Source organism: Thiocapsa rosea (assembly GCF_003634315.1).
Classification (GTDB): domain Bacteria; phylum Pseudomonadota; class Gammaproteobacteria; order Chromatiales; family Chromatiaceae; genus Thiocapsa; species Thiocapsa rosea.
Map to the genome: position 1 here is coordinate 448,956 of NZ_RBXL01000001.1, position 16,928 is coordinate 465,883.

Sequence of the window (16,928 nt, forward strand, 5' to 3'; positions counted from 1 at the left end):
AAATGCCGGATTTAGGTTAACCCGCTCGAAACCTTGTGCGGCGACAAGGATGACGCGATTGTCATGATGCAGTCAGGAGGGAGTCAGCGCCGCGACGGAGAATTGGGGGCGATTTCTCGAATCCGGGCCGGTCGGGCGATCTGACAGCAATCGCGTCCTCGGGCGCCGATTCGACGCGCCGGCTCGTCACCGACCCCATCCAAAGACATCTTAGACCGTGCTGGGCGCGGTTTAAAACCAAGGAGGCACCCATGAAGACAACGACGACCGTCCTGCTCGCCCTCGCCCTCGCCGCTCCCACACTCGCTCTCGCCCATGACGACGCCACCCTGGACGCAATGGAGTCCCCCAACGGCGGTCAGGTGCGCATGGCCGGGCCTTATCACTTCGAGCTGGTGCTGGGCGAGAACGCCGTGAGCGTCTTTCTCACCGATCACGGCGACGCGCCCGTGCCGAGCGAGGGCGTCGGCGGCAACGTCATCTTGATGAGCGGCGGGCGGACAACGATCGCGCTCGAACCGGTCGATTCCAACCGACTCGCAGGCGAGGGTGCGTTCGAAAAACAGCCGGACATGAAGGCCGTCGTTTCACTGACCTTCCCGGACGGACAAACCTGGCAGGCGCGCTTCACACCGGGCGCCCAAGCGGGACAGGTGCATTCCGCAACCGACGCCGCACCGGCCGACAGCAACGATCATGCTCACCATCATTGAAATTAAACCGCGCCTCGCGCGGTATGCGATGTTTTTGGATGGGATTGGCCCCGGGAGACTTGACGAGCGCTGGAGCCGGCGCGGTTTAAGAGATTAAAAAATGGATGGTTTTAAACCGCATGCCCGCAAAAGGTTGTGGACGAACCAAACGGCGAGCCCACTCGAAAATCAGTATCTCGCTCTGGACGCGGTTTAGGTCGAGTCGGGCGGATCCGATCAGCGCTTGTCGTCATCGCTCGCCAAGGCGCCGAGCAGTCCGGTCAGCAGATCGAGCGGCGTCAGCGGGCAGCCGGGGATCTTGATGTCGACCGGGATGACGTTCTCGACCGCCCCGCAGGAGGCATACGAGACCCCGATCTCGCCGCCGTCGCAGGCGCAGATGCCGGCAGCGATGACGAATTTGGGTGACGGGGTGGCGCGCCAAGTGCGGCGCAGCGCGGTCTCCATATGCCGCGAGACCGGACCGGTGACGAGCAGCGCATCGGCATGGCGGGGCGAGGCGACGAAGTGGATGCCGAAGCGCTCCACATCGTAAAAGGGGTTGTTGAGCGCATGGATCTCCAACTCGCAGCCGTTGCAGGAGCCCGCGTCGACCTGGCGGATGGCGAGGCTGCCGCCAAAGCGCGCATCGATCTGTCGGCGCACCTCGATGCCGAGCCGTTCCAGCTCGGCATCGTCGTGGACCGGCACGGCCTCGGTGACGACACCGGTGCGAAAGGATTGCTTAAGAATTCGGAACATGTTGAACCGCGTCTCGTCGTGATTCGAGAGGTTAATCGGAAGCCGCGATGCCGAAGATACCCATAAGCCCTCTGCCTGACGCGGTTCAGAAAAAAAGCTTTAAATATCCTGAACCGCGCCCGCTCCGGCGTTCGTTGATGGCCGCGAGGTCGAGCCGAGCAACGACCCGCGCCTGTCGTCGGGTGGCGCGGTTCAGAGATCCACCCCCGCATACGACCCATTAACCGACTTATTGCACACCGGAAAGTCGGGAACGATGTTGCCGTGGATCAGGCGCTCCAGAGCCGGCCAGGTGAACCAGCTCGGGTCGCGCGGGAAGTAGCGGGCGATCCGGCCCTCTGAGGCGAAGCGCACGAAGCAGAGGATTTCCCCGCGCCAGCCTTCGATCAGTCCCAGGCCCATGGCGCCCTCCTCCGGTAGCGCGAAGGGTGCTGCGATCTCGCCCTCCGGCAGGGCATCGAGCAGGCGGTCGAGCATCCAGAGACTTGCGCGGACCTCCTTCATGCGCACCCGAACCCGGGCGGCGACGTCGCCTGCGGTCTCCTCCGGGCTGTCGACCGTCACCTGGTCGTACGGCGCATAGGGGCTGTCGCGACGGACATCGAACGTCAGTCCGCTGGCCTTGCCCACATAGCCGGTACAGCCGAGCGCGCGCGCGTCGGCGTGCGCGAGGATGCCGGTGCCGATCAGCCGGTCGTCGAGCGACGGATGATCATCGACGATATCGAAAAGAGGCTCGATCGCCTTGTGCAGAGCCGCATGGTCCAGACGTAGCTCGCGGAAGGCCGTCTCCGAGAGGTCTTGGGCGACGCCGCCGGGAACCAGCGTGTTCATCATCAGGCGATGACCGAAGAGCGCGGCGCTGCGGCGCTGCCACTGTTCGCGCAACCGGGCGCATTGGACGTGGGCGAAAGCGAAACCGACATCATTGCAGATGGCGCCGATATCGCCGAGATGGTTGGCGATACGCTCGCGCTCGGCCAGGATGGCGCGCAGGCTCGTCGCGCGCGGCGGCGGCTCGCAGCCGGCAGCGCGTTCCATCGCCTGAGCGGCGGCCCAGGCGTGGGCGACGGTCGAATCACCCGAGACGCGCCCGGCGAGTCGCATCAGACTCTGCGGATCGCGCCCGACGGCGAGCTTCTCGATCCCGCGATGGACATAGCCGAGCCGCTCCTCCAGACGCAGGACGTCCTCGCCGGCGGCTTGGAAGCGGAAGTGTCCGGGCTCGATGATGCCGGCATGGACGGGTCCGACCGGGATCTCGTAGACGCCGCTGCCCTGGATACGGGTGAAGGGGTAGTCGACATCGGCCGGGGTGCGCCCCTCGCGTCGCCCGTCGATCGGGAAATCCTGGCGCAGGGGATGCTCGTCGGCCGACCAGGCTTGGTGGCGGGTCCAGCGACGCTCATCCGGGTGCCGGAGAAAGCGCACGCCGGTCAGATCTTGGGCGTGGCGCTCCAGGCGATCCACACCCGGATAGGCCGGGGTGTGCGAGCCCAGAACCGGCCGCGTCTGCGGCACCAGGGTGTGCAGGATCAGATAGTCGCCGCCCTGCTCCAGGCACGCCTGGACGCGGATGGCCGGACCTTCGATCTCGGTCCCGTTCTCGGCCCCTCTCTGCATTGGGTCGGGCCCGAGGGGATCGGCCCAAACACCTGCGTGCCTTAGCCCCATCGCTGCGGCGATTCGACCTGCCGGCCCCCAGTCCTCGGCATCGAGTTCCAGTCGATGGGCCGGGGCCAGGACGCGAGTGTCACCGTGTCGGGCGATCAGATGATCGTCGTCGAGCCGGGCCAGATACTCGGACAACCAGTCGAAGCGGCTCACAGCAGACTTTCCCCCGTGATGAGTTGCGTCGCCCGGTTCAGCCATTGCGCAAGGAAGCCGGGGATCGCGAGCCCCAGCCAGAGCACCAGCCCCAGATGCACGACGACCGGGATCATATTGGCCTTGACGGGCTGCTGGCCCTCGGGAGGGGTGCCGTAGACCATCGGGTGCAGATGCCGGAAGAGCCCCGCGAAGGCGATGGCCAGGCCGGTCACCAGCGGCAGCGTCAGCCAGGGCTGCGCCTGCATGGTGGCGGTGAGCAGCAGGAACTCGCTGGTGAAGACCCCGAACGGCGGGAAGCCGGCGATGGCGGCCACGCCGATCAGCAGCGACCAGCCGACCGCCGGCTGGGTGCGGATGAGACCGCGGATTTTCTCGATCCCCTGACTCCCGGCGATATGCGCGGCATGACCGACGGTGACGAAGATGGCCGACTTGGTGAGCGAATGCACCAGCATGTGCAGCAGCGCACCGAAGGTGGCGAGCGGGCCGCCGAGCCCGAACGCGAAGGTCATGAGCCCCATGTGCTCGATGGATGAGTAGCTGAACAGGCGCTTGATGTCGCGCTGGCGATGCAGGAAAAGCCCGGCGACCGTGAAGGAGACCAGCCCGAAGCCCATCAGCAAAGCCCCCGCCAGGTGCGGCGATGCGGTCGCCGCGAGCGAGCCGTCGACCAGCATCTTGAAACGCACCAGGGCATAGAGCGCGACGTTCAGCAGCAGCCCGGAGAGCACGGCGGACATGGGCGTCGGCCCCTCGGAGTGGGCGTCCGGCAGCCACTGGTGCATGGGCACCAGACCGACCTTGGTGCCGTAGCCGACCAGCAGGAAGACAAAGGCGATGCGCATGACGGTGGGGTCGAGCGCTGCGGCATGGGTGTAGAGACTGCTCCAGATCAGACCGGCGCCGGGCTCGGCGAGCGCGCCGAAGTCGATATGCTGGGCCGCGAAATAGGTCAGCACGGTGCCGAACAGGGCCAGCGCGATGCCCACACCGCAGAGGATGAAATACTTCCAGGCCGCCTCGATCGCCTCGGGCGTGCGGTAGAGCGAGACGAGCAGAACGGTGGCGAGTGTCGCGCCCTCGACCGCGACCCAGAGGACACCGAGGTTGTCGGTGGTGAGCGCCGTCAGCATGGTCAGCATGAAGGTCTGATACATGCTGTGATAAACCCGCATGCCGCCGAGATAGACCCGGCCCTCGGCACGGACATGGCGCATGTAGGGCCGCGAGAAGATCGACGTGGTCAAACCGACGAAGGCAGTCAAGGCCACCAGATAGACGTTGAAGGCATCGACCCGAAAACCGATGCCGATCAGCTGGCCGAAGACCTCGCCATCGATGGCCACCAACCAGGCCAACCAGCCGGCGGCGGTAAGCGTAAGCGCCGAGACGGCGAGGTTCAGCCAGCCGCCCACGGCGGGCGGCCGGACCAGTGCCAGCGCGAGCGCACCCAGCAAAGGCGCCAGCAGTGTGAGCAGGAGTGCAGTCACGGACGCTCCTCCCCCGCCATCTCCGCCGTCTCGCTCAGCCGATTGAGCCGATCCACGTCCAGCGAGTCGATGCTCTCGCGGATCTGAAAGAAGAAGACCCCGAACAGGACCATAGCGACCAGGACATCGAAGGCGACGCCCAGCTCGACGATCAGGGGCATGCCGCCGGTGGCCGAGACGGCGGCAAGGAAGAGCCCGTTCTCGATCGACATGAACCCCAGCACCTGGGCGACTGCCTGTTGGCGGACGACCATCATGAGGAAGCCGATCAGGACCACCGCGAGGCTGATGGCGAGAATGTTGCGCGTGAAGGCCAGCTCCTCGGCCACCATCGGCAGCACCAGCCAGGAGCTGAAGATCACCAGGCCGACCGCCGCGATGATGGCCAGGGTCGGACGCTGCAGGGCCTCGGTGTGACGCTCCAGCGCCAGTCCGCGGACCTGCCGATGGAGCATTGCAGGGATCACCAACGCCTTGAGGATCAGCGTCAATCCGGCCGAGAAATACAGATGATGGACCTCGCCGCTCAGGGCCACCACCGCGGTCACCGCGGCGACCAGGGCGCCCTGCCAGGCGAAGGCATGGATCGCCGAAACCAGCCGACTCTGCGCCAGCAGGACGAAGGAAAGAAAAAGGACCAGGGCAGCCAGCAGGACCACCAACTGTTGCAGCAGCGGCAACGCCGGGAGGTTCATGCCCCTACCTCCAGGATCACATGGCTCAAGAGCCCGAGCAGGGCCAGCAGCAGGGCGAGATTCAGAAAGGCCGGGACACGGAAGAGTCGCATCTTCGCGAGGACCGTCTCGGCCACCGCCAGGGCAGCCCCGAGCACCGCCAGCTTGAGCAGGATGGCACCCAACCCGATCGCCAGCGACGCGGGTGCCGGGTCCGTCGCGATCCCCCAGGGAAAGAAGATGTTGGCGACCAGCACACCGTAGAGCAGAAGCTTGATCTGAGCGGCCCACTCCATCAGGGCCAGATGCCGACCCGAGTATTCGAGCACCATGGCCTCGTGGACCATGGTCAGCTCCAAGTGAGTCGTCGGATTGTCGACCGGGATACGGCCGGTCTCGGCGAGCGCCACCAGCGTCAGTCCTGCAAAGGCAAAGAGATAGGAGGGGCGCAGGACGAAGGCATCGCCGAGATGATGGGCGATGAGGCTTCCGAGATTGGTGCTGTGGGCCGTCATGGCCAGGGTGAAGACCGCCATCAGCATCGCCGGCTCGGCCAAGGCGGAGATCATCATCTCGCGCGAGGCGCCCATGCCGCCGAAGGCGGTGCCCACGTCCATGCCGGCAAGGGCGAGGAAGACGCGTGCCAGCGCCAGTAGCCCGGCAAGCACGATGATGTCGGCCACCACCGCGGTCGGCAGATCGATGGTCAGAAGCGGCACCGTCGCCGCCGCCAGCCAGGTGGCGACGAAGACCACGGAAGGTGCGGCGCGAAACAGGGGCGAAGCGGTATGGGCAACCCGTGCCTCCTTGAAGAGCAGCTTGCGCAGCTCGCGATAGGGCTGAAAGACCGAGGCCCCGCGCCGGTTCTGCAGGCGCGCCTTGACCTTGCGGACCCAGCCCACCAGGAGCGGGGCGAGCGCCGGAAACAGGAGCGCCTGCACGAAGGCGAGCAGCCAGGCGGACGGGGTTAGAATCTCGGCCATCGGGTTCAGCGTTTTATCTTAGAGTGGTGAGTGGTGAGTGGTGAGTGGTGAGTGGTGAGTGAGGTGACCACCGAATCCAATCGTTGTCGTTGTCGTTGTCGTTGTCGTTGTCGATTACGAGAACGACAACGATAAAGTGGCAAAGGGGTTCACGCGTTTCACGCGTCGAGTTGTTTTAATTGACTTGAATCGGTCCTTTACCGAACGTAAAGCCGAAAACCCGACGCCTAGTGGATCTAACCACGAGGCCGGTCATGCGGAGACGATCCACAGCAAGACCAGCAAGGTCACCAGGGTCCACCCGAGATAGACGCGGACATTGCCCGACTGCAGACGGACCACGCGGCGCGCGGCGGCCTCGACCAGACGTGCCAGGGGCAGATAGAGCGCGTCCCAACTGCGGTCGCCGATCTTGATCTGATAGCGCGTCCCGCCGTCTTCGCGTGCCACCTGCGCCTCCTCGACCCGGAACAGCAAGGCGAAGACCCGCCGTACCGGTTGGGCGAAGGCGGTCGCCGTATATTGCATCCGCGCCGTCGGCGGTGCGAAACCGCAGTCCCAGGCATCGCAGCGCCGCACCCGGCGCACGCCGACACGGTGCAGGCTCCAGACCACCAGAACGGCGATCGCGATGAGGAGCACGGTCACCAGAGGCGCACTGTAGCTGGCCGTTTCAAACGCATTCGGCACCAGCCAGAGCCAGCCTCGACTGCCCGCGTCGGGCAGCCCGCCACCGAGAAGCTGGCGCGGAACGGCATCGATCAGATTGATGACCAGGGTCGGAAAGAGACCGAGCAGAACACAAAGCGCCGCGAGCACACCCTGCCCGGCGCGGATCCCCCAGGGACCGGGCCGGGCGCGGCGCACATGCCGACTGCGCGCCTGACCGAGGAAAGCGATGCCGTAAACCTTTACGAAGGTCGCCGCCACCAGGGCGCCCGTGAGCGCCAGCACGGCGGTGGCGATCGGGATGAGGCTGCGCATAACACCGCTCTCGAGCTGCCAAGCCTGCAGGGCGGCCTGGAAGGTCAGCCACTCGGAGACGAAGCCGTTGAAGGGTGGCAGCGCGGCGATCGACAGACAACCGATCAGGAAGAAGAAGCCCGTCCAGGGCATGCGCCGCAGCAGGCCGCCCATTTGCTCGAGATCACGCTCGTGGGTGCTGTGCAGGATGGAGCCGGCGCCGAGAAAGAGCAGGCCCTTGAAGAGGGCATGATTGAGCGCGTGATAGAGTGCTGCGACGAAGGCGAGCGCACCCGGCAGCGGATGGCCTGTGCCGATGAAGATCAGCGCCAACCCCAGAGCGATGAAGACGATGCCCAGGTTCTCGACGGATGAATAGGCGAGTAGACGTTTCAGATCGGTCTGCATCAGCGCAAAGAGCGCTCCCGTGAGCGCCGAGAGGCTGCCGATCGCCAGCACCGCCATCCCCCAGGTCCACTGGACATCGCCGATCAGATCGAACACCAGACGGATGAAGCCATAGACCGCCACCTTGAGCATGACGCCGGACATCAGGGCCGAGATGTACGAGGGCGCGGCCGGATGTGCCTCGGGCAGCCAGGCATGCAGCGGCACCAAACCGGCCTTCATGCCGAAGCCGAGAAAGCACAACCCGAACGCCACGCTGGCCCACATCGGCGACAGCTCGGCAGCGCGCATGGACGCGAAGGCGAAACCGTCGCCGAAGGAGGCCAGCACCCCGAACCCGAGCAGGATGCTCAGGCCACCGACATGGGCCATCAGGAGATAGAGAAAGGCCGCGCGTCGGTTGGCCGCCTGCTCATGCTGAAAGGCGACCAGGAAGTAGGACGCCAGAGACATGACCTCCCAGGCGATCATAAATAGGAAGGCGTCGTCGGCCAGGACCACCAGGAGCATCCCGGCCAGGAAGAGCCCGGTGAAGCCGCCGAGCGCGACCAGCGAATCGCGGCCCTGCTCGAGCCCGCGCACGTAGGCCGGCCCGTAGAGCCCGATCGCGCTGGTCACCAAACCGAACAGCAGCAGGAAGAACCCGGCAAGCGCATCGATGCGCACATGCCAGGGCAGCCAGGGCAGGCCCAAGGGCAAGGTCGCCGTCGCCACGCCGCCCGACAACAAGGCGCCCAGTCCCGCGACGATCGCCGCCAGACCGCAGAGACCTGTCAACGGCATCGCCGCGAAGCGCACCACCTTGGGGAAGCGTACCGCCAGAAGCGAGACGGCGGCCGATCCGAGGGCCAGCACCACCGCGAGTCCGGCGATGGACAAGGCGATCTCGATCCTCATGAGGTCGCGTCGGTGCCGGTCGCCTCGGAGTTGGTCTGCTTGAGCCGGACCCCGCGCCCGCCGCCTGCGCTGACCTGGCCCTCGCCGATCAGCTCGATCCCGGCCCGATCCAGCGCCTCGATCAGCTTCATGACCGAATCCAGATTGCCGCGGACTTGACCGTCACTGGCCTCCATCCGTTGAATGGTCGGCACAGACAGACCCGCAGCCTCGGCCAACCCCCTTTGGTCGAGCCCCAGCAGGGCACGTGAGGCACGGATCTGAGCAGCAATAATCATGTTCTAAACCGCGTCCAGAGCGAAATGCGTCATTTTCATGTTGTGTTTAGCGTCGGGGACTTCCTTGATCTCAGCGAGACGCGGTTTAAAATTTAACTTTTTAATACTTTAAACCGCGCCAGCTCCGACAGTCGTCGGAGCTGGCGCCGCCAAGCCATTCCAACAAATTGCGCATACCGCACCGGGCGCGGTTTAAACATCACCAAGCATATTTTAGACATGATTTTATAGCGCGGAGATATCATTCAGCAAGATGTATTTCGATCTGTCGATTCGCTCGGAGCCCGGCATCATGCCCGCGGCCTGGCGTGCACGCCTGTCTTTTTCGACAGTATACTGTCCGCTCAAGCCCTCGCGCGGGGCTCACCACAGCCGACCCTGGAGCCCAAGACCGTGATCGAAATCGAATACGTCGTCAGAGACCAGAAGGGAGCCGAACGCTTGCGTACGACCGACAAAAAGGCCGCCGATGCCTACGACAAAGCACTCGAAAGTGCGGAGCGACTCGCCGAGCTCCTGCGCCACGACAAGATCCTGCCGGACCTCCCCGAAAGCGATCTCGAGGAGCTGACCATCTATCTTGCGCGCAACGCCAAAACGGTCGAGCGCATCCTCAAGGGCAAGTCGGCCGAGATCGAAACCATCGAGCCCGTCGAAACCGCGAAGGACGACAGCGAGACGGTGGAGGAGCAACCCGAGGCGACGTCCAAGGTCGCAAACCTGCGGGCCGCTGGCTGACCGGGTCCGCAGGCTGGACGGCACCCTAGGGTAACGGGAACAAGCGCGGCTGGGTGGACTGCGCTGCGCTTGTCCACCCTACGGGCGTTTTTTGGGCTCGGCCAGTGCGGACAATACCCGGCGTGTGCAATGCATCGAAAAATCAATGCGTGCCGGATCCATCCCGTCTAGAGTCCCCTCAGACGACCGAGCACGCGGAACTCTCGACGGTCGATCCGTCAAAGACAGCGAGCCTCGCGACGGGATCGCGCTGATGCAACCCGCGCGAGCAGCTCGAACCGCATTCGTCCAGCTCGCCCCGACACTCTGTCCCCAACCCATCGACTCGGAGACCTTGCCTATGAAACGCGTCGCACGCCTGACCGCTGCAACAGCCATCCTCGCCGCCACCACGCTCAGTGCCGAGACACCGCCGAACCCGAACGCTGCCGAAGCCAAGGCCATCGTCCAAGAGTTCGCCACGACGCTGCAGGGCGAGTTGCAGGCCGCCATGAAGGACGGCGGCCCGGTCAACGCCATCGCGGTCTGTCAAGACCGTGCACCTGCTATCGCGGCCGACCTCTCCGCGCGCACCGGTTGGGAGGTCGGTCGAACCAGCCTCAAGACGCGCAACACTGCCGAGAATTCGCCGGATGCCTGGGAGCAGACGGTCCTCGCGGACTTCGACGCCCGTCGCGCCGCCGGAGAAGACGTGCAACCGATGGCCTATGCCGAGGTCGTGGAGACCGCCGACGGCAAGACCTTCCGCTTCATGAAGGCCATCCCGACCGCGGAGGTCTGTCTCGCCTGCCACGGCACCGCCATCACGCCGGATCTCGCGACGGCGATCGATGAGCGCTATCCTGATGACATGGCACGCGGCTACAGCCTCGGCGATGTCCGAGGCGCATTCAGCCTGTCCAAGCCGCTTTAAACCTACCGCGCCCGGACGCCAGTCCGGGCGATCGCTTCAGCATCGCTCCGCGCTCTGCGCCGAGGCGCCAACGTGACATCAGACATGGCCGAGGAACGGTTCGATCTCAGCTATAAGGGCGATCTGGCTCCCGGAGCCGACCCTGCCCGGGTGCGCGAGCGCCTGACGGCGCTCTTCAAGCTCAGCGAGGCGGGTGCCGAGCGCCTCTTCACCGGACGGCCGGTGATCGTCAAACGCAACGCCGATGCCGCGACCACGGCACGCTTTACCGAGGTCTTCGAGCACGCCGGCGCCCGCCTGACGGTGACGCCACTGAACACACCCCTGAACACGCCCCGGAACACCGAGGCGCAACCGCTCACATCCGGCAACGCGACCGAGGCCGTGTCGGCGTTGCACCGCGACCCATCCCCGCAACCGGACTCACCCGACGACAGCGCCAACCCGCCTCTCTCGCTGGCCACCGCCCAAGACGGCTTTCTCGAACCCTCACGCACGGTTAACATAGCGGCCTTCGACACAGGCGAGCTGAGCCTCGTCTCGGGACAGGACTGGAGCTTGGCGGACTGCGAGCCGCTGCCCACGCCGATCCCGATTCCCGACATCGACTATCTCTCGCTTGCCGAGATCGAGCCGCCCGACGAGAGCCCTCGGAGCGAGCGCCCTCGGAGCGAGCCCCCGGGGAGCGCGCCCCGGGAGCCGCCCGACTGACGCATGGGCCTAAACCGCGTCCAGAGCAACATGCGTCATTTTCACGTTGCGTTTGGCTTCGGAGATATCCTCGACCTCGGTGAGACGCGGTTTAAGATTTTATATTTTTCAGAATTTTAAACCGCGCCGGCTCCGGCGGTCGTCGGAGCCGGCGCGGCCAAGCCAATCCGACAAACAACGCATACCGCACTGGGCGCGGTTTATGAGCAGAGCATGAGCAGCGTATGAGCACGGACTTCGACCATATCGTCATCGGCGCCGGCATCAGCGGCTTGGGTGCCGCCCATTTCTCGGCCCGCCGCGGCCACCGGACCCTCGTGCTGGAGTCATCGGATCGTGTCGGGGGCTGCATCAACAGTCAGACCTTCCCTGAGCTCGGTGGCTTCTGGACCGAGGCCGGTGGCCATACCTGCTTCAACAGCTACGGCAATCTTCTGTCGATCCTGGACGATCTCGGATTGACCCGACACGTTCAGCCCAAGGGGAAGGTCGGCTATCTTCTTTGGAAAGGAGGGCAACGCGGCTCGATCCTCTCGGCGCTGCACATTTGGGAGGCGATGCGCTCGATCCCGAAGATCTTCTCTGCCCCCAAAGAAGGGCGCAGTGTCTCGGATTATTACGGCGATGTCCTCGGACGACGCAACTATCGCGACCTGCTGCGTCATGCCTTTCAGGCCGTGATCTGCCAGCCGGCCGACAACTACCCCGCCGAGGCGCTGTTTCGCCGCAAACCGCGCCGCAAAGACGTCATCAAGGCGTTCACCTTCTCGACCGGACTCTCGGCCATCCCGGCGGCCATCGCCGCGCAGGAGGGGCTCGAGGTCCGCACCGGAGCGCAGATCTCGGCGATCGAGCGCAATGGCGAAGGCTTTCGCGTCACGACCGGCGGGGAGACGTTGAGCTGCGGCTCGCTCACCCTCGCCGTCCCGCCCGATGTCGCCACTGCACTGCTGCCGGCCGGCTTCGACGCCGCACGGGCCGCGATCACCGATATCGGCGTGGCCGAGATCGAGACCCTGGTCCTGGCGTTCCGCACCTCTGACCTGGGGCTCAAACCCATCGCGGGTCTCATCGCCGTCGACGAGGCATTCTACTCGGCCGTCTCGCGCGATTTTCTCGCCGACCCGAGCTACCGCGGATTCGCCTTCCACTTCCGACCGGGCGTGCTCGGCGAGCAGGCCCAGATCGAGCGGGCCTGTCTCGCGCTGGGCACCACGCCGAGCCACATCGCGGCACAGGCGCGGGTGCGCAACCGTTTGCCGGCACTGCGCACGGGCCACAACGCGCGGGTACGACGACTCGACGAGACCCTCGCCGGGACGCGGCTCGCCGTCACCGGAAACTGGTTCCTCGGCGTCTCCATCGAGGACGCCCTGACACGCAGCCGCAGCGAGTCGGACCGACTCTTCGCGGGATAAGACACCACGTCACCCCAATCGAGACACCCATGAGAACACGCATCGCGCTCGGATTGGCCCTCACCTTCATGATCGGCACGGCTGCCGCCGAGATCATCGGCAGCGTCGCGACCAAGTTCAAATGGATGGGGCCGAACGACAAGATCCTCATCGAGGTCTTCGAAGACGATGAGGTCCCGGGCGTAGCCTGCTATTTGAGCCGAGCCAAGACGGGCGGTGTCTCGGGTGCGGTCGGGGTGGCGGAAGACACCTCCGATGCGGCGATCCACTGCGCTCAGGTCGGTCACATCACCCTGCCCGACGACATTCGCGACGGCAAGCAGGACGGCAGCGAGGTCTTCAAGAAGCGCACCTCGCTGCTGTTCAAGAGCCTCCAGGTCGTGCGCTTCTATGATGCCCCCCGACATACGCTGGTCTACTTGAGCTACAGCGATAGGGTCATCGAAGGCTCGCCCAAGAACAGCATTACCGCTGTACCGATTCTGCCCTGGGGCAGCCCAGCGCCATAAGGCGATCTCCGGGCCGGTTCCCGCACGTCGGTTGTGCCGACGACAGGAAGCACATCTTGCGCAGACGGACTGAAGGAGGAACACAGCTCGATGAAACAGCCCATCGCAGATGCGCAAAGGGCCACGAAAAGGATCGCACTCGGCGGAAGCGACCCCGTTCCTGCAGTGCCGAGCCGAGTCGGCTGGTCGAACGCCGAGATCCATCGATGCGGCCTTGCCGATGCCGAGCGGATCAACACGGCCATCGTGACCGCCGTAGACGCGATGCGAGAGGATGATTTCGAGCGTCGCACCCATTTTACCGGCGGTCGGTTCGAGAACCTTTACATCGAGCGCACCCGCATCCCAGCCATTCTGCCAGTCCTGGATCAGGCACTTGCCTGCGCCGGATTGATCCTCGGGCGCGCGCCCGGGACGCTGCGCTGCGGGTTTTGGCTGAATCTCACGGAGTCGGGGCAAGGCACCTCGAAGCACACTCACGACGAGCACGACGAACTGCTCTCGGGCGTCTACTACGTCGCGACCCCGCCGGATTCGGGCGATTTGATCCTCTACGACGGGCCATCGACGATTCATATCGAGCCCTGTGCCGGAACCTTCCTCTTTTTCCCGCCGCACCTTCCCCATGCCGTCGAGACGAACCGCAGCGCGTTCCCGCGTCTGGCGATCGGCATCAATATCGGCCCGCGCTGAACATCGACCGGCCCGCGCCGCCCTCGCCCGAGGGCGGAACCGGGGCCGACCTCACATGGCACCGCTCAACTGCTGGCGCTCCTTGATCTCGCGCCGCTCCTGCGCCTCGACCGAAAGGGTCGCGACCGGACGTGCTTCCAGGCGCGCCAGACCGATCGGCTCGCCGGTCTCCTCGCAGTAGCCGTAGCTTCCGTCCTCGATCCGCACCAGCGCCTCGTCGATCTTGTGGACCAGCTTGCGACAACGGTCGCGGGTCCTCAGCTCAAGCGCCTGATCCGCCTCGCGGGTGGCGCGATCCACATCGTCGCCGACCTCTTGATGGGCGCTGTCACGCAGCCCGTCGAGCGTTCCCTGAGCCTCTTCCAGAAGCTCGGCCCGCCAGGCAAGCAGCTTGGCACGAAAATAGGCCAACTGACGCTCGTTCATGTACTCCTCTTCGGGACCGGGAGAATAGTCGGATCCTGGATCCTCAGCCATCGGACACCCCCTCACTTTGACGCAGATCGAATATGTAATAACATAACACGACTTCAGTACCTTCTTGAGCAGGCGAACCCGAACGCGCTGTCGGCACCCGGACCACGCAACGCCTCGGTCCCGATGCACCGCTGCGTTCGCGACCGGACCACCGCAAGTCTTGTCGGCATGCCGACCGAGGCATGCACCGCGAACCGTCCTTGCATCAGCCGTTCAGATCACCGGCAATCCAGGTGACGTCGGCGGAGCATCGCGTATTCGGGTAGCGTTCGGCAAGTCTATCGGAGACGAAAGGGTCCGACATCCACGGCCTTTAGCGGGGACGCGGTTTAAATCATATATTTTTTAATATCTTAAACCGCGCTTGCTCCAGTGGGCGTCGCGTCTGCCGGGGCCGATCCCATCCAAGAACATCGCAGACCGCGCCGGGCGCGGTTTAACCTTCGAGCACAACGAGTCTCTATCACTTATGAAATGTTATAACGTTAGCTCACGGAACCCGTCGGCGGAGGAGGTTCCGGTCGCCCGCCGGTTCAAGCTGCATGCTCCGGCCCGGATCGCGTGCGCTGTCGCCTTGCTCACGCCGATGGCCGCGTTTCCTGCCACGGATACCGAGATCGCAGAGCTTCGGGCGATGGTCGATCAGATGAAATCACAGTACGAGCGCCGGATTCAGGATCTCGAGTCCCGCCTCGCGAAGGCCGAGCGTGACGCAACCCGGGCCGCAACGCGCTCGGAGGCGGCAGCGGTGCGCGCGGAGCAGGCTGCGGCTGTCGCATCGACCGAGTCCAGACCGATGACAGCGCCGCTCGTCACGCCTCCCGCGAGCCCGGAGCCGGGCAAGACGGGCCTCGGCGCATTGACCTCGGGCACGGCGTTCAACCCGCAGATCTCGGTCTTCCTCGACGGCAACTATTACCACGACGGGATCGACGGCGAGGGTGCGACAGTGGTCGGAGAGGCATTCCAACCCTCGCGCGGAGCGCCGCACGACCACGGTCACGGCCACGACCACGGCCACGACGAGGGACATGGCGGCCATGTGCACGGGCTCACCGAAAACGGTTTCAATTTCCGCGAGGCCGAGATCGCCTTCTCGGCAACCGTCGACCCCTATTTCGATGCCTCGCTGTTCATCGCGATCGACGGGGACGGCACGGTGGAGCTGGAAGAGGGCTATTTTCAGACCCGCAGCCTCCCGGCCGGCCTGCGCGTGAAAGGCGGCAAGTTCCTCAGCGACTTCGGCTACATCAATCGGCAGCATCCCCATGAATGGGACTTCGTCGATCAGAACCTGCCCTACCTGAATCTGCTCGGCCCGCACGGGCTCCAGGACACCGGACTTCAGCTCACCTGGCTCCCGAAGCTGCCCTTCTATACCCTGCTCGGTGTGGAGGGCTTGCAAGGCAACCAGGAGATCTTCGGCGCGACCTTGGGCGACGACGACCGGGCGGCGCTGGAGCTCGGCGACACCAAGGACGGCCCGCGCCTCTGGACCGCCTTCGCCAAAGTCGCACCCGAGATCGGGATCAATCATGCGCTGCAGCTCGGGTTGTCCTACGCGAACAACAACCAGCATCAAGCCGTCCATGAGCACACCCATGTGCACCATGGTCACCATGACGATGGGCACGACAACGGGCACGACGATGGTCATGACCACCATCACGAGATCGAGGTTCACCGCAACGGCCTCGCGGGCGATGCGCAGCTGTGGGGTGTCGATCTGGTCTACAAGTACGACGGCGGCGGCGCCTACGGACACAAAGACTTCAAGTTTCAGAGCGAGTACCTTCGCTCGATCAAGGACATGAGGATCACCTCGAGCGCCCACCCTGAGGTGGTCGGCTCACGCCGCACCTTCACCACGGACGGCCTCTATGCCCAGGCGATCTACGGATTCGCCCCGAAATGGACGGCCGGCCTGCGCTACGACGTGCTCGGGATGACCAACGAGGTCAGCGGCGGCAAGAACGCGAGCTTCGGCTCGTCGGATCGTTGGACCTTCGATGTCACCTGGAACCTCACGGAATTCTCGCGACTGCGCGCCCAGTATGCGCACAACGACATTCTGCAGGCGCCGGGCGAACGCGAGCGGTTCGATGCCTTCTATCTTCAGTTCCTGGTGAGTATGGGCTCGCACGGGGCCCACGCCTTCTGAAATCGCGCCCTTTTGAAATCGCGTCTCGTGGGGACACGCAACGGGTTCACTCGGGATCGGGCTCCTCATCGATCCGCGATCCCGGAGCCGACGCGATTTCAGGATGTATCGATGACCGATGGGTAGAGCGTCAGCGAAACCCATCCAGCCCGCACCAAGCACAACAGACCGACATCCGGCAACGCGGCGGTTTGGAGGATGGGTTTCGCTTCGCTCTACCCATCCTACGTGTTTCGGTTGTTTTTGAATCGTTCCAGAGACGTTTTTCGGCGTGTAGGGGCGAATTAAGTCGCCCTACAGCGCCTAGAGGCTGTGCCGAGCCGTGCGAGGC

16 protein-coding genes are annotated in these 16,928 nt (G+C 64.7%); 8 read left to right on the forward strand and 8 right to left on the reverse strand.

Translation table 11 applies throughout. The features are described 5' to 3' along the window. The first annotated feature begins 251 nt into the window (after window positions 1-251). Window positions 252-713, forward strand: a complete 462-nt coding sequence (locus tag BDD21_RS01955) for a hypothetical protein (RefSeq protein WP_211334957.1) — start codon at window positions 252-254, stop codon at window positions 711-713. Window positions 714-929: 216 nt separating this feature from the next. On the opposite strand, the gene BDD21_RS01960 is transcribed toward BDD21_RS01955, so the two are convergent. From BDD21_RS01960 to BDD21_RS01990, 7 genes are all read right to left on the reverse strand, one after another. After that, a complete protein-coding gene (locus BDD21_RS01960; RefSeq protein ID WP_120795708.1) occupies window positions 930-1,454 on the reverse strand; it encodes an NADH-quinone oxidoreductase subunit B family protein in 525 nt (174 codons plus the stop codon). 192 nt (window positions 1,455-1,646) lie between these two features. Further along, on the reverse strand, window positions 1,647-3,281 hold the full coding sequence (locus BDD21_RS01965) for a hydrogenase large subunit (RefSeq protein WP_120795709.1): 1,635 nt from the start codon (window positions 3,279-3,281) through the stop codon (window positions 1,647-1,649). Beyond that, window positions 3,278-4,774 (reverse strand): hydrogenase 4 subunit F, encoded by a 1,497-nt coding sequence (locus tag BDD21_RS01970; protein WP_120795710.1) that lies wholly within the window; start codon window positions 4,772-4,774, stop codon window positions 3,278-3,280. The genes BDD21_RS01965 and BDD21_RS01970 overlap by 4 nt, the downstream gene beginning before the upstream one ends. After that, complete coding sequence (locus tag BDD21_RS01975) at window positions 4,771-5,469, reverse strand: formate hydrogenlyase (protein ID WP_120795711.1); 699 nt, start codon at window positions 5,467-5,469, stop codon at window positions 4,771-4,773. Before BDD21_RS01975 ends, BDD21_RS01970 begins: the two co-directional genes overlap by 4 nt. Further along, complete coding sequence (locus tag BDD21_RS01980; RefSeq protein WP_120795712.1) at window positions 5,466-6,431, reverse strand: respiratory chain complex I subunit 1 family protein; 966 nt, start codon at window positions 6,429-6,431, stop codon at window positions 5,466-5,468. Before BDD21_RS01980 ends, BDD21_RS01975 begins: the two co-directional genes overlap by 4 nt. 252 nt (window positions 6,432-6,683) lie before the next feature. After that, window positions 6,684-8,699: a hydrogenase 4 subunit B gene (gene hyfB / locus BDD21_RS01985; RefSeq protein WP_120795713.1), complete on the reverse strand. Its 2,016-nt coding sequence runs from the start codon at window positions 8,697-8,699 to the stop codon at window positions 6,684-6,686. Beyond that, complete coding sequence (locus BDD21_RS01990; protein ID WP_120795714.1) at window positions 8,696-8,977, reverse strand: helix-turn-helix domain-containing protein; 282 nt, start codon at window positions 8,975-8,977, stop codon at window positions 8,696-8,698. The genes hyfB and BDD21_RS01990 overlap by 4 nt, the downstream gene beginning before the upstream one ends. Before the next feature lie 393 nt (window positions 8,978-9,370). Between BDD21_RS01990 and BDD21_RS01995 the strand changes: the two genes are divergently transcribed. From BDD21_RS01995 to BDD21_RS02020, 6 genes are all read left to right on the forward strand, one after another. Next, window positions 9,371-9,715 (forward strand): YebG family protein, encoded by a 345-nt coding sequence (locus BDD21_RS01995; RefSeq protein WP_120795715.1) that lies wholly within the window; start codon window positions 9,371-9,373, stop codon window positions 9,713-9,715. A gap of 340 nt (window positions 9,716-10,055) precedes the next feature. Then, window positions 10,056-10,628, forward strand: a complete 573-nt coding sequence (locus BDD21_RS02000) for a Tll0287-like domain-containing protein (RefSeq protein ID WP_120795716.1) — start codon at window positions 10,056-10,058, stop codon at window positions 10,626-10,628. Between the two features lie 72 nt (window positions 10,629-10,700). After that, a complete protein-coding gene (locus BDD21_RS02005) occupies window positions 10,701-11,339 on the forward strand; it encodes a hypothetical protein (RefSeq protein WP_245969362.1) in 639 nt (212 codons plus the stop codon). Window positions 11,340-11,563: 224 nt separating this feature from the next. After that, complete coding sequence (locus tag BDD21_RS02010) at window positions 11,564-12,757, forward strand: protoporphyrinogen/coproporphyrinogen oxidase (RefSeq protein WP_120795717.1); 1,194 nt, start codon at window positions 11,564-11,566, stop codon at window positions 12,755-12,757. 29 nt (window positions 12,758-12,786) lie between these two features. After that, entirely contained in the window at window positions 12,787-13,266 is a 480-nt protein-coding gene (locus BDD21_RS02015) for a CreA family protein (protein WP_120795718.1), read from the forward strand. A gap of 90 nt (window positions 13,267-13,356) precedes the next feature. Then, the gene (locus BDD21_RS02020; RefSeq protein WP_120795719.1) at window positions 13,357-13,959 is read left to right on the forward strand and encodes a 2OG-Fe(II) oxygenase family protein; all 603 of its coding nucleotides are present in this window, start codon (window positions 13,357-13,359) and stop codon (window positions 13,957-13,959) included. Between the two features lie 51 nt (window positions 13,960-14,010). On the opposite strand, the gene dksA is transcribed toward BDD21_RS02020, so the two are convergent. Next, a complete protein-coding gene (gene dksA / locus BDD21_RS02025) occupies window positions 14,011-14,436 on the reverse strand; it encodes an RNA polymerase-binding protein DksA (protein ID WP_120795720.1) in 426 nt (141 codons plus the stop codon). 469 nt (window positions 14,437-14,905) lie between these two features. On the opposite strand from dksA, the gene BDD21_RS02030 reads away from it, so the two are divergent. Beyond that, window positions 14,906-16,597, forward strand: a complete 1,692-nt coding sequence (locus BDD21_RS02030; protein WP_120795721.1) for a TonB-dependent receptor — start codon at window positions 14,906-14,908, stop codon at window positions 16,595-16,597. Window positions 16,598-16,928: the final 331 nt, after the last annotated feature.

Bases quoted from the DNA above. Each gene is read 5' to 3' on its own strand.
- BDD21_RS01990 (WP_120795714.1), bottom strand. From the start codon at position 8,977: ATGATTATTGCTGCTCAGATCCGTGCCTCACGTGCCCTGCTGGGGCTC.
- BDD21_RS02020 (WP_120795719.1), top strand. From the start codon at position 13,357: ATGAAACAGCCCATCGCAGATGCGCAAAGGGCCACGAAAAGGATCGCA.
- BDD21_RS01975 (WP_120795711.1), bottom strand. From the start codon at position 5,469: ATGAACCTCCCGGCGTTGCCGCTGCTGCAACAGTTGGTGGTCCTGCTG.
- BDD21_RS02030 (WP_120795721.1), top strand. From the start codon at position 14,906: ATGAAATGTTATAACGTTAGCTCACGGAACCCGTCGGCGGAGGAGGTT.
- dksA (WP_120795720.1), bottom strand. From the start codon at position 14,436: ATGGCTGAGGATCCAGGATCCGACTATTCTCCCGGTCCCGAAGAGGAG.
- BDD21_RS02015 (WP_120795718.1), top strand. From the start codon at position 12,787: ATGAGAACACGCATCGCGCTCGGATTGGCCCTCACCTTCATGATCGGC.
- BDD21_RS01955 (WP_211334957.1), top strand. From the start codon at position 252: ATGAAGACAACGACGACCGTCCTGCTCGCCCTCGCCCTCGCCGCTCCC.
- BDD21_RS02010 (WP_120795717.1), top strand. From the start codon at position 11,564: ATGAGCACGGACTTCGACCATATCGTCATCGGCGCCGGCATCAGCGGC.
- BDD21_RS02000 (WP_120795716.1), top strand. From the start codon at position 10,056: ATGAAACGCGTCGCACGCCTGACCGCTGCAACAGCCATCCTCGCCGCC.
- BDD21_RS01980 (WP_120795712.1), bottom strand. From the start codon at position 6,431: ATGGCCGAGATTCTAACCCCGTCCGCCTGGCTGCTCGCCTTCGTGCAG.
- hyfB (WP_120795713.1), bottom strand. From the start codon at position 8,699: ATGAGGATCGAGATCGCCTTGTCCATCGCCGGACTCGCGGTGGTGCTG.
- BDD21_RS01960 (WP_120795708.1), bottom strand. From the start codon at position 1,454: ATGTTCCGAATTCTTAAGCAATCCTTTCGCACCGGTGTCGTCACCGAG.